The organism is Candidatus Planktophila versatilis, from assembly GCF_002288105.1.
Lineage (GTDB): Bacteria > Actinomycetota > Actinomycetes > Nanopelagicales > Nanopelagicaceae > Planktophila > Planktophila versatilis.
In genome coordinates this window covers 1,084,988-1,097,713 of record NZ_CP016774.1, presented here as the reverse complement: position 1 = coordinate 1,097,713, position 12,726 = coordinate 1,084,988, and the positions used below count along the sequence as shown (strand labels likewise).

Below are 12,726 nucleotides of genomic sequence, written 5' to 3'. Positions count from 1 at the left end.
GAATCAAACATGTTAGATGTCAACTTCTTTGATGAACTACGAATCGGTCTTGCATCGGCTCAAAATATTCGTGATTGGTCTTTTGGCGAAGTAAAGAAGCCAGAGACAATCAACTACCGCACACTTAAGCCAGAGAAGGACGGACTCTTCGACGAGAAGATCTTCGGACCAACTCGTGACTGGGAATGTTATTGCGGTAAGTACAAGCGCGTTCGATTCAAGGGAATCATCTGCGAGCGTTGCGGTGTTGAAGTAACACGCGCAAAGGTTCGCCGCGAACGTATGGGTCACATCGAGCTTGCCGCTCCTGTTACTCACATCTGGTACTTCAAGGGTGTTCCATCACGCCTTGGCTACCTACTTGACCTTGCACCTAAGGATCTCGAGAAGGTTATCTATTTCGCTGCTTACATGATCACAGAAGTTGATGCTGAAGCTCGCGAAGAAGATATGCCACAGCTTGAGAAGAAGTTGGCCAATGATCGCAAGAAGATCGAAACAAAGCGCGATGTTGATGTCGATACTCGTACCAAGAAGCTTGAGGCAGATATTGCTGAACTCGAAGCCGAAGATGCGAAGTCAGATGTGAAGCGCAAGGTTCGTGAATCTGCAGAGCGCGAGCTCAAGGCAATCCGTGAACGTGCAGAGCGCGAACTCACCCGCCTAGAAGATGTCTGGTCACGCTTTAAGAACCTTAAGGTTCAAGATCTCGAAGGTGATGAGAATCTTTACCGCGAAATGCGTGATCGCTATGGCATGTATTTCAAGGGAGATATGGGAGCTGCTGCAATTAAGAAGCGCCTTGAAACTTTCGACCTTGAAACAGAGCATGCAATGCTCACTGACCTTTCCGAGAACGGCAAGGGCGCGAAGAAGACTCGTGCTATCAAGCGTCTGAAGGTTGTTAACGCATTTATGACAACGAGCAACCACCCAGCATCAATGGTTCTCGATGCCGTACCGGTCATCCCACCTGATCTGCGCCCAATGGTTCAGCTAGATGGTGGACGCTTTGCGACTTCAGATCTAAACGATCTCTATCGCCGCGTTATTAACCGTAACAATCGTTTGAAGCGCCTTGCTGATCTTGGTGCTCCAGAAATTATTGTGAACAACGAAAAGCGTATGTTGCAGGAAGCTGTAGATGCGTTGTTCGATAACGGTCGTCGTGGTCGTCCAGTTACTGGCCCAGGAAACCGCGCACTGAAGTCACTGTCAGACATGCTTAAGGGTAAGCAAGGACGTTTCCGTCAGAACTTGCTCGGAAAGCGCGTTGACTACTCAGGTCGTTCGGTAATCGTTGTTGGTCCACAGTTGAAGCTGCACCAGTGCGGTCTGCCAAAGCAGATGGCGCTAGAACTCTTCAAACCATTCGTAATGAAGCGTCTAGTAGACCTTAACCACGCGCAGAACATTAAATCTGCAAAGCGCATGGTTGAACGTGCTCGTCCAGTTGTATGGGATGTTCTTGAAGAAGTTATTGCAGAACATCCAGTGCTTCTCAACCGCGCTCCTACACTTCACCGTTTAGGTATCCAAGCATTTGAACCACAGCTGGTTGAAGGTAAGGCAATTCAGATTCACCCACTCGTATGTACAGCATTTAACGCTGACTTCGACGGTGACCAGATGGCTGTCCACCTTCCATTATCTGCTGAAGCTCAGGCTGAAGCACGTATCTTGATGTTGTCATCAAATAACATCTTGTCACCAGCAAATGGTCGCCCAATTACATCTCCTACCCAGGACATGGTTCTTGGTCTCTACTACTTAACAATGGATCGCGAAGGCGTACTTGGCGAAGGCCGTGCATTCGGCTCTATCGCTGAAGCGATCATGGCTCATGATCAGCACTCAGTTTCATTGCAAGCAAAGGTAAAGATTCGCGTTAAGGGAGAAACTCTCGAGACAACAATCGGCCGCGCTCTCTTTAATGAGGCGCTACCTGAGCAATTCCCATTCGTTGATCATGATGTAACTAAGAAGGCACTCGGCGCAATCGTCGACAAGCTTGCTGAGTTCTATCCAAAGGTCACCGTGGCACAGACACTCGATGCGCTTAAGTCACTCGGTTTCCACTGGGCAACTCGCGCTGGTGTAACAATCGGTATCGAAGATGTTGTCACACCTCCTCGTAAGCGTGAAATCCTAGAAAGCTATGAAACACAAGCCGACAAGGTTCAATCACAGTACGAAAAGGGACTCATCACAGATGACGAGCGTCGCCAGGAACTCATTGAGATCTGGACCAAGGCAACAGCTGAAGTTGGTAAAGAGATGGAAGAGAACTTCCCTCGTCTAAACCCAGTTTGGATGATGGTCTTCTCAGGTGCTCGTGGAAATATGATGCAGATTCGTCAGATCGCAGGTATGCGCGGACTCGTTGCAAACCCAAAGGGTGAAATTATTCCTCGCCCAATTAAGTCCAACTTCCGTGAAGGCCTCTCTGTTCTCGAGTACTTCATCTCAACTCACGGTGCACGTAAGGGTCTTGCAGATACAGCGCTTCGTACCGCTGACTCTGGTTACCTCACACGTCGTCTTTGCGATGTTGCTCAAGATGTCATCATTCGCGAAGAAGATTGCGGAACCGATCGTGGTCTCGTACTTCCAATCGCTACTCGCATTGAAGCTGGCAGCCTGGTTAAGCATGATCACGTTGAAACTTCTGTCTATGGCCGCACATTGGCTGAAGACATTACTGTCAACGGTGAGGTCATTGCCCAAGCCGGCGCCGACCTTGGCGATCGCAACATTGACGCACTCGTTGCTGCAGGAGTAGATGAAGTAAAGATTCGCTCAGTTCTTACTTGCGATAGCAAGGTCGGACAGTGCGCAGCTTGCTATGGTCGCTCCCTTGCTGCCGGTCAACTCGTTGCAGTCGGTGAAGCAGTCGGAATCATCGCAGCACAGTCAATCGGTGAACCAGGAACGCAGCTCACAATGCGTACCTTCCACACCGGTGGTGTTGCCGGTGATGACATCACTCACGGTCTCCCACGTATCGTCGAGCTCTTCGAAGCACGTACACCTAAGGGTGTTGCGCCAATCGCAGAAGCTGCTGGCGTTGTCTCATTCCGTGAAGATGCAAAGGGTAAGAAGATCATCGTGACACCAGATGATGGTGGCGAAGAAGTTGCTTACCCAATCACACGCCGTCAGAAGCTACTTGTAGAAGAAGGAACACGCGTTGAAGTTGGCCAGAAGATGGTCGTCGGCGCAATTGATCCTAAGCAGGTACTTCGTATCCTCGGACCACGTGCAACTCAAGTTCACTTGGTGAACGAGATCCAATCTGTTTATCGCTCACAGGGCGTAGGCATTCACGATAAGCACATCGAAGTTATTGTTCGCCAAATGCTCAAGCGCATTACTGTGCTTGAAGCGGGCGATACTGAAATGCTTCCAGGTGAACTCGTTGAACGCGGTCGCTTTGAAGCTGAAAACCGTCGCGTTGTGACAACTGGTGCTAAGGCTGCATCTGGTCGCCCAGAACTTATGGGTATCACCAAGGCATCCCTTGCAACTGAGTCATGGTTATCTGCGGCTTCATTCCAGGAAACAACTCGCGTACTAACAGATGCCGCGCTCTCTGAGAAGTCTGATCCACTCTTGGGTCTGAAGGAGAACGTCATCATCGGTAAGTTGATCCCTGCTGGAACAGGCCTTGCCCGTTACCGCAACATCCGCGTTGAACCTACTGAAGAAGCGAAGGCAGCGGTCTATGCCGCCTACGACGAGTACGACTTCACTCCATTTGATCAGCAAGGATCAGGAGAAGCAGTACGTCTTGATGAGGTAGAAATTCCTCGCTAAGTAATTAGCTAGAAAGGGCCGTCGCATAATTTGCGGCGGCCCTTTCTCTTTCTCGGTAATATTCTTTTATGGCCAGAGTGATGAGAGAAGGAAATGAGTTAATTCTTCAACTTTCATTCTGGGAAAAAATGGGTGCTCTGCACTCAAATCCGCGCACATCACTTGATGCCATAGAAAAAGTTGAATTCGTTGATCAACTTTGGGGCTCTTCCACTCTTCGCGGAGTGCGTGCTCCTGGCACTGCTATTCCCTATGTAGTTCTGTTGGGCACGCTGCGGGGCTTGAAATTCAAGGATTTTGTGGCAATGAGGGGCAGGGGAGAAGGGGTGATTATCACCTTGAAAAGTGGTCCTTTTGCTCGCTGGATCTTCACCTTAAAGCAATCGAAAGAAGATATTCATTTATTGCAATCTCTGAAGTAAAGTAGAAGACATGAATCCAAGAAAATTGATATCAGTAGTTTGTGCTTCACTGCTGTTAATTCTAGGAATTCAATTGCTCAATCCAACGGCGGCCTCTGCTGGGTGTAGAGATTATCCAGAGTCTGTGACTGAAGCGTGCATTGCTCAGAACCTAGCCGAAGAGCAAGCCAGACAGATTGCTTCTGCCGCAGAAATGGCCGCAGGTCAAGCCGCTGCAGCACAGGCGGCAATTGATAGCGCTAATCGTGAGGCGGCAAATCAAGCTGCAAGACAAGCGGCAGATGCACAACTTGCTCCAGATGATTGCAGCAGATCAACAAATAGAAATGCCCAGAACTGCATTGATGCCGAGACGGAAAGAGCCAGAGTTGCAAGTGAAGCCGCAATCGCGGCTGAAAAGGCAGCTACACAAGCGGCAGATTCACTTCTAGCCCCAGATGATTGTCGTCGTACAACAAATAGAGCTGTTAAGAGCTGTGCAGAGGCAGAAGCAGCCAAAGCAGTAGCTGAAAACGCTGCAAAAAATGCAGCTGAAGTAGCGGCAACGAAAGCAGCAGATTCACTTCTGGCCCCAGATGATTGCAGTCGATCAACAAATAGATTCGTACAAAGCTGTATTGATGCTGCGACAGAGAAGGCTCGAGCAGAAAATGCCGCCATACAGGCTGAGGCGCAGGCAGAGGAGATTGCAAGAAGCGTAGAGTTTGCAAAAGAGTTTTGTTCACAACCGGCCAATAAACTCGATCCGCAATGTGTGAAATTATCTGCGGCAGAAGCTACAGCGCAGAAACTGGCACCAATAGCCAAGCCATCACCTTCACCGACTGCCAAAAAGGGCTCCAAAGCAAAGCCATCGCCTTCACCAACGGCCAAAAAGGGCTCAAAAGCCAAGGCTTCTCCTTCGCCAAGCCCAAAGTCGAGCTCGAAGGCAAAGCCCACTCCAACGGCTAAGCCTTCGCCTTCAAAAAAGTAGGCATTTAAGGCCCTCTCCCTCATCGATCGGCGACACGCCCGAGCCCCAAAAACCTCGAAAATAGGGGTGTGTTGGGACCTTGCGGAGTAAAAGGGCCGTTTTGACCTTTCATGCGCCCTGCCGATACCTTTCTCCTCTGCGCTTTTTAGCGCGCTTGTTGCTTCCTCCTGTTAAGAAATTAATCGGGCGAAATGCGAATCGGGTGCAACACACCCGACCGCGTGGGTCGGAAGTATGAGCGTGAAATTAAAAAGTTCAGTAAACGAAATGGAGAAAAGTAGTGCCAACAATTCAGCAGCTAGTGCGTCGTGGTCGTGCAGAAAAGACTACGAAGACATCAACACCTGCGCTTAAGGGTTCCCCTCAGCGACGTGGTGTGTGCACACGTGTTTACACAACAACACCTAAGAAGCCTAACTCTGCGCTTCGTAAGGTTGCACGTGTTCGTCTTACTAGCGGAATGGAAATCACTGCATACATTCCAGGTGAAGGTCACAACCTACAAGAGCACTCCATTGTTCTTGTTCGCGGAGGCCGCGTAAAAGATCTTCCTGGTGTTCGTTACAAAATTATTCGTGGATCACTAGATACACAAGGTGTTAAGAACCGTAAGCAATCTCGTTCACGTTACGGTGCTAAGAGAGAGAAGAAGGCTAGCTAATGCCACGTAAAGGTCCCGTAGTAAAGACTCCTGTAGTTGCTGATCCTGTTTACAACTCACCAGTTGTGACTGCACTTATCAACCGTGTACTTCTTCACGGCAAGCGCTCAACAGCTGAAGCAATTGTTTACAACGCACTAGAAGGCACACGCAAGAAGACTGAAGTTGACCCACTGATCACTCTTAAGCGCGCACTTGAGAACATCAAGCCTGCTGTTGAAGTTCGCTCACGCCGTGTTGGTGGAGCTACCTACCAGGTGCCAATTGAAGTAAAAGCTTCACGCTCTTCAACTCTTGCACTTCGCTGGTTAGTTGACTACTCACGCGATCGTCGCGAGAAGTCAATGTCAGAGCGTCTTCAGAATGAACTTATCGATGCCGCAAATGGTCTTGGAGCAGCTGTAAAGCGCCGCGAAGATACCCACAAAATGGCGGAAGCAAACAAGGCGTTTGCTCACTACCGCTGGTAATAGTTAAAGAATCTAAGACTTAAAGAATCCGACGAGAAGAGGAATATACGTGTCAACGTCTACAGTAGAGAAGATCGATTTAGCTACGGTTCGCAACATTGGAATCATGGCTCACATCGACGCGGGCAAAACCACTACTACTGAGCGCATCCTTTTTTACACAGGTATTTCTTACAAGATTGGTGAAGTGCACGAAGGTGCAGCAACCATGGACTGGATGGAGCAGGAACAAGAGCGCGGTATCACTATCACCTCTGCTGCAACAACTTGTATGTGGAAAGACCATCTCATTAACATCATTGATACACCAGGTCACGTTGACTTCACAGTTGAGGTAGAGCGTTCACTTCGTGTACTAGATGGAGCAGTTGCAGTATTCGATGGCGTTGCTGGCGTTGAGCCACAATCTGAAACAGTATGGCGCCAGGCAGATCGTTATTCAGTTCCACGTATTTGTTTCATTAACAAGCTAGACCGCACAGGTGCTTCATTTGATAAGTGCGTAAGCATGATCAAGGATCGCCTGAATGCAGTAGCACTTGTTCTACAGCTTCCTATCGGTAACGAATCAGATTTCATTGGTGTCGTTGACCTCATTGCTATGAAGGCACTTGTATGGCGCGGAGAAACTAAAAAGGGCGAAGATTACGCAATCGAAGAGATTCCAGCTGACATGCTCGATAAGTGCAAGCAAGCTCGCGCAGAGATGCTCGAAACTCTTGCCGAAAATGATGATGTTCTCATGGAGAAGTTCCTTGAAGGAATCGAAGTTTCTGAAGAAGAAATCATCGCCGGCATCCGCCGCGCAACCATCGCTGCCAAGCTTTCACCAGTTCTTACCGGTTCTGCATTTAAGAACAAGGGTGTTCAGCCAATGCTTGACGCTGTAAATCGCTACCTCCCATCACCACTTGATATCGATGCAATCGTCGGTACAGATATGAACGATGTGACAGTTGAGATGAAGCGCCAGCCTAAGAATGAAGAACCATTCTCAGCCCTAGCTTTTAAAATCATGACAGATCCACACCTTGGAAAACTTACCTTTATCCGTGTTTACTCAGGCGTTCTTGAGACAGGATCAACAATCCTTAACTCAACAAAGAACCGCAAAGAGCGCATCGGAAAGATCTACCAGATGCACGCCAACAAGCGCGAAGAGCGTGACAATGTTGGCGCCGGAATGATCGTTGCTGTGATGGGTCTTAAGGACACCACAACAGGTGAAACTCTCTGTGATCCAGCAAAGCCAGTAATTCTGGAATCTATGGACTTCCCAGCACCAGTGATCTCAGTTGCCATTGAGCCAAAGACAAAGGGTGACCAAGAGAAACTTGGCGTTGCTATTCAGCGTCTATCTGAAGAAGATCCAACATTCCACGTTAATACTGACGAAGAGACCGGCCAGACAATCATCGCTGGTATGGGTGAACTTCACCTTGAAATCTTGGTCGATCGTATGCGTCGTGAATTTAAGGTTGAAGCAAACGTTGGTAAGCCACAGGTTGCATACCGCGAAACACTTCGTAAGCCAGTTGCACGCCATGACTACACACACAAGAAGCAGACCGGTGGTTCTGGACAGTTTGCAAAGATTCAGATTGCTATCGAGCCACTTCCAACAGGTCAGGTTGAAGGCGGATATGAATTCGTTAATAAGGTCACTGGAGGCCGCGTTCCACGCGAGTACATCCCTTCAGTTGATGCAGGATGTAAGGAAGCGATGACAGCAGGACCACTTGCTGGATATCCACTTACAGATGTACGAGTAACTCTTCTTGACGGCGCGTATCACGATGTTGACTCATCGGAGCTCGCATTCAAGGTGGCTGGTATCGCAGCATTTAAGGAAGCAGCAAAACTTGCTGACCCTGCAATTCTCGAGCCAGTGATGAAAGTCGAAGTTGTTACCCCTGAAGACTTCATGGGTGATGTCATCGGCGATCTCAATAGTCGTCGTGGCCAAATCCAGGCCATGGATGAGCGGTCAGGTGCCCGCGTTGTTAGGGCGCTAGTTCCGTTGTCGGAGATGTTCGGTTATGTCGGAGATCTCCGCTCCAGAACACAAGGTCGCGCGAGCTACAGCATGGAATTCGACAGTTATGCCGAAGTTCCAGGAAACGTCGCAAAGGAAATCATTGCGAAAGTTCGCGGCGAATAACCCTAATAAGAACAGCACAACCCCTAATAACTAAGCACTAGGAAACGAAAGAGGAACCAAAATGGCAAAAGCCAAGTTCGAGCGTAATAAGCCGCACGTTAACATCGGAACCATCGGCCATATTGACCACGGTAAAACAACACTTACTGCAGCAATCTCTAAGGTTTTGCATGACAAGTACCCAACTCTTAACGCAGCTACTGCGTTCTCAGATATCGATAAGGCGCCAGAAGAGCGTCTTCGCGGTATCACAATCTCTATCGCTCACATCGAGTACCAGACAGAGAAGCGTCACTACGCACACGTTGACTGCCCAGGCCACGCTGACTACATCAAGAACATGATCACTGGTGCTGCGCAGATGGACGGAGCAATCCTCGTCGTTGCAGCAACAGACGGACCAATGCCACAGACTAAGGAGCACGTTCTCCTTGCTCGTCAGGTTGGCGTTCCATCAATCGTTGTGGCTCTTAACAAGTCAGATATGGTCGATGACGAAGAAATTCTTGAACTCGTAGAAATGGAAGTTCGCGAACTTCTATCTAAGTACGAATTCCCAGGCGATGACACACCAATCGTTCGCATTTCAGCACTTAAGGCTCTCGAAGGAGATGCAAAGTGGGCTGAGAAGATCATCGAGCTCATGGATGCAGTGGATGCATTTATCCCACAGCCAGAGCGCGAAATCGATAAGCCATTCCTTATGCCAGTTGAAGACGTTTTCACAATCACAGGTCGTGGAACTGTTATCACAGGTCGTATCGAGCGCGGAATCGTTAAGGTTAACGAAGAAGTTGAAATCGTTGGTATTCGTGAGCTAGCTCAGAAGACAACTGTTACAGGCGTTGAAATGTTCCGTAAGTTGCTCGATGAAGGACAGGCTGGCGAGAACGTCGGACTTCTTCTTCGTGGAACAAAGCGTGAAGATGTAGAGCGCGGTCAGGTTGTCTGCAAGCCTGGTTCAATCACACCACACACAGAGTTCGATGCATCTGCATACATCCTTTCAAAGGATGAAGGCGGACGTCACACTCCATTCTTTAACAACTACCGTCCACAGTTCTACTTCCGTACAACTGACGTGACTGGCGTTGTAACACTTCCAGAAGGCACAGAAATGGTTATGCCTGGCGATAACACTGAGATGGCTGTAACGCTCATCCAACCAATCGCAATGGAAGATGGTCTTCGCTTCGCAATCCGCGAAGGTGGCCGCACAGTAGGTGCAGGTCGCGTAACAAAGATCAAGAAGTAATTGTGAAAGCGCCGGCGGCGTAAAAACCGCCGGCGCAAACACAACCGTAGTAAACAAAAGTTTGAACTAACGAAAGTAAAGAGGAGAACGACATGGCGGGACAAAAGATCCGCATTCGACTCAAGGCGTATGACCATGAGGTGATTGACTCTTCAGCGAAGAAAATCGTTGAGACAGTCGAGCGCACAGGTGCAACCGTCGCGGGTCCAGTGCCGCTACCAACAGAGAAGAACACCTATTGCGTGATTCGCTCTCCTCATAAGTACAAGGACAGCCGCGAACATTTCGAGATGCGCACACATAAGCGCCTCATCGACATCATCGACCCAACACCTAAGACTGTTGATTCATTGATGCGTCTCGACTTGCCAGCAGGCGTCGACATCGAGATTAAGCTCTAAGGAAAGGACGAAAACTAATGACACGTGAAGTTGTAACTCAGTCTTACGGTTCGTCCATCAAGGGCGTTCTCGGTAAGAAGCTTGGCATGACCCAAGTATTCGATGCAGAAAACAAGATGATTCCTGTGACAGTTGTTTCAGTTGAGTCATGCGTTGTTACATCGATTCGCACACCTGAGAAGGATGGCTATTCAGCTGTTCAACTTGGATACGGCGCAATTGATCCAAAGAAAGTTTCTAAGCCACTTGCTGGACATTACGCAAAGGCAGGCGTCACTCCTCGTCGCTCCGTTGCCGAACTCCGCACACTCTCAGCTGCTGAATACACAGTGGGACAAGAGATTGGCGCATCAACATTTGCAGCTGGCGATATCGTCGATGCAACTGGAACATCAACTGGTAAAGGAACTGCTGGTGTTATGAAGCGCCACGGTTTCGGTGGGCTTAGCTCATCTCACGGTGTAGATCGTAAGCACCGTATGCCAGGTTCAATCGGTGCATGTTCAACACCAGGTCGCGTTTTCAAGGGAATGCGCATGATGGGTCGTATGGGTAATGAGAAGGTCACAACACAGAACCTCACAGTTCAAGCTGTAGACCTAGAAAATAACCTACTTCTTATCAAGGGTTCCGTTCCTGGTACCGATGGTGGTCTCGTCTTTATCCGTTCAGCTGCTAAAAAAGCACTTGTTGAGACTGTAAAGGCAGGGATGTAACCATGGCACTTACCGTTGAAGTAAAGAACGCAGAAGGTAAGAAGGTTGGCTCAGTTGATTTGCCAGCAGATATCTTCGATGCGCAGACAAACATTCCTCTTATTCACCAAGTCGTAACAGCTCAACTTGCAGCTGCTCGTCAAGGTACCCAGAAGGCAAAGAACCGCGGAGAAACTTCTGGTTCAGGTAAGAAGCCTTTCAAGCAGAAGGGAACAGGTCGTGCTCGTCAGGGTTCGATTCGTGCTCCGCTTCAGCGTGGTGGCGGTGCTGCACACGCAGTTCGTCCACGTTCATATTTCCAACGCACACCGAAGAAGATGATCGCAGCAGCGCTACGCGGTGTTCTCTCTGACCGTCAGCGTAACGAGCGAATTCACGTGCTGGATTCAGTAACAGCTGCTCCTTCAACGAAGGCAGCACTTGCTGCAGTGCGTCAATTCTCAACTCGCAAGAACCTCCTGGTTGTTGTCTCGCGTAAGGAAGACGCTGCATGGCGTTCACTTCGTAACGCTGATGACCTACACCTTCTTGTTCCAGATCAGCTCAACGCTTATGACATCTTGAAAAGCGATGACGTTGTCTTCTCTGAAGCAGCGATCAACGACTTCCTCAAGTTCAAGGCTTCAGCTAAGACTTCAGGAAAATCTGTGAAGTCAGTAGCACGCGAAAGTGAGGTATCCGCATAATGAAGGATTACCGTGAAGTTTTGCTAGCACCAGTTGTCTCTGAAAAGAGCTACGGGTTGCTCGATGAAAACAAGTACACATTCCTTGTTGCAACAGATGCTAATAAGACAGAGATCAAGATCGCTGTTGAGAAGGTATTTGGTGTGAAGGTGGTCAGTGTTAACACTATGAACCGCCAGGGAAAGAATAAGCGCACACGTTTTGGTGATGGAAAGCGCAAAGACACAAAGCGAGCAATCGTTCATGTGGCCGCTGGCGACCGTATCGACATCTTCGGAGGCCCTGTTTCGTAATTGAAACAGGACCTTAAAGAGAGGAAACCTCATGGCACTTCGCAAACTAAAGCCAACGACCCCAGGTCAGCGTGGAGCAACTGTTCCAGATTTCGCAGAAATCACTCGCTCAACACCTGAGAAGTCACTCGTTCGCCCAATTCACTCAAAGGGTGGTCGTAATAATCAAGGTCGCATCACTGTTCGTCACCAAGGTGGCGGGCACAAGCGTGCATACCGTCTTATCGATTTCACACGTAACGATAAAGATGGTGTACCAGCAAAGGTTGCACACATTGAATACGATCCAAACCGCACAGCGCGTATCGCACTTCTTCACTATGCAGATGGAGAAAAGCGTTACATCATCGCTCCAAATAAGCTTGAGCAAGGTGCAACAGTTGAGAACGGTCCTAAGGCCGATATCAAGCCTGGTAACAACTTGCCACTTCGCAACATCCCAGTAGGAACAACTGTTCACGCGATTGAACTTCGCCCAGGTGGCGGAGCAAAGATTGCTCGTTCAGCTGGCGCATCAGTTCAGCTCGTTGCAAAAGAAGGAGCATATGCACAACTGCGTATGCCATCTGGAGAAATCCGTAACGTAGATGTTCGTTGCCGCGCAACTGTTGGTGAAGTTGGAAACGCAGAACAAGGAAACATTAACTACGGAAAAGCTGGACGTAAGCGCTGGTTAGGCGTTCGTCCATCTGTTCGTGGTGTTGTTATGAACCCAGTCGACCACCCACACGGTGGTGGTGAAGGTAAAACTTCTGGTGGTCGCCACCCAGTTTCACCTTGGGGTAAGCCTGAAGCACGTACTCGTAAGAAGAAGACTTCAGATTCAATGATCGTCCGTCGTCGTAAGTCGAACAAGAAGCGCTAAGGAGCCC

General features: G+C 49.0%; 12 protein-coding genes. All 12 read left to right on the top strand.

Annotated elements, in window-relative coordinates; genetic code table 11:
* Positions 1-9 precede the first annotated feature (9 nt).
* The 12 genes from A1sIA79_RS05675 (at position 10) to rplB (ending at position 12,719) form a co-directional block, all read left to right on the top strand.
* On the top strand, positions 10-3,816 hold the full coding sequence (locus A1sIA79_RS05675) for a DNA-directed RNA polymerase subunit beta' (protein WP_095675230.1): 3,807 nt from the start codon (positions 10-12) through the stop codon (positions 3,814-3,816).
* Between the two features lie 68 nt (positions 3,817-3,884).
* Entirely contained in the window at positions 3,885-4,238 is a 354-nt protein-coding gene (locus tag A1sIA79_RS05670) for a hypothetical protein (RefSeq protein WP_095675229.1), read from the top strand.
* A gap of 10 nt (positions 4,239-4,248) precedes the next feature.
* On the top strand, positions 4,249-5,211 hold the full coding sequence (locus A1sIA79_RS05665; protein ID WP_095675228.1) for a hypothetical protein: 963 nt from the start codon (positions 4,249-4,251) through the stop codon (positions 5,209-5,211).
* A gap of 280 nt (positions 5,212-5,491) precedes the next feature.
* The gene (gene rpsL / locus A1sIA79_RS05660; RefSeq protein ID WP_095675227.1) at positions 5,492-5,872 is read left to right on the top strand and encodes a 30S ribosomal protein S12; all 381 of its coding nucleotides are present in this window, start codon (positions 5,492-5,494) and stop codon (positions 5,870-5,872) included.
* Entirely contained in the window at positions 5,872-6,342 is a 471-nt protein-coding gene (rpsG, locus tag A1sIA79_RS05655) for a 30S ribosomal protein S7 (RefSeq protein WP_095675226.1), read from the top strand. The genes rpsL and rpsG overlap by 1 nt, the downstream gene beginning before the upstream one ends.
* A 49-nt stretch (positions 6,343-6,391) precedes the next feature.
* A complete protein-coding gene (gene fusA / locus A1sIA79_RS05650) occupies positions 6,392-8,503 on the top strand; it encodes an elongation factor G (RefSeq protein ID WP_095675225.1) in 2,112 nt (703 codons plus the stop codon).
* Positions 8,504-8,564: 61 nt separating this feature from the next.
* Complete coding sequence (tuf, locus tag A1sIA79_RS05645; protein ID WP_095675224.1) at positions 8,565-9,758, top strand: elongation factor Tu; 1,194 nt, start codon at positions 8,565-8,567, stop codon at positions 9,756-9,758.
* Positions 9,759-9,850: 92 nt separating this feature from the next.
* Positions 9,851-10,159, top strand: coding sequence for a 30S ribosomal protein S10 (gene rpsJ, locus A1sIA79_RS05640; RefSeq protein ID WP_017955300.1), 309 nt, complete (start codon positions 9,851-9,853; stop codon positions 10,157-10,159).
* Positions 10,160-10,176: 17 nt separating this feature from the next.
* On the top strand, positions 10,177-10,875 hold the full coding sequence (gene rplC / locus A1sIA79_RS05635; protein ID WP_095675223.1) for a 50S ribosomal protein L3: 699 nt from the start codon (positions 10,177-10,179) through the stop codon (positions 10,873-10,875).
* A 2-nt stretch (positions 10,876-10,877) separates the two neighbouring features.
* Positions 10,878-11,561 carry a 50S ribosomal protein L4 gene (rplD, locus tag A1sIA79_RS05630; protein ID WP_095675222.1) on the top strand — a complete coding sequence of 228 codons (684 nt, stop codon included), beginning with the start codon at positions 10,878-10,880 and terminating at the stop codon, positions 11,559-11,561.
* The gene (gene rplW / locus A1sIA79_RS05625) at positions 11,561-11,854 is read left to right on the top strand and encodes a 50S ribosomal protein L23 (protein ID WP_095675221.1); all 294 of its coding nucleotides are present in this window, start codon (positions 11,561-11,563) and stop codon (positions 11,852-11,854) included. The genes rplD and rplW overlap by 1 nt, the downstream gene beginning before the upstream one ends.
* A gap of 31 nt (positions 11,855-11,885) precedes the next feature.
* A complete protein-coding gene (rplB, locus tag A1sIA79_RS05620) occupies positions 11,886-12,719 on the top strand; it encodes a 50S ribosomal protein L2 (RefSeq protein ID WP_095675220.1) in 834 nt (277 codons plus the stop codon).
* Positions 12,720-12,726 lie beyond the last annotated feature (7 nt).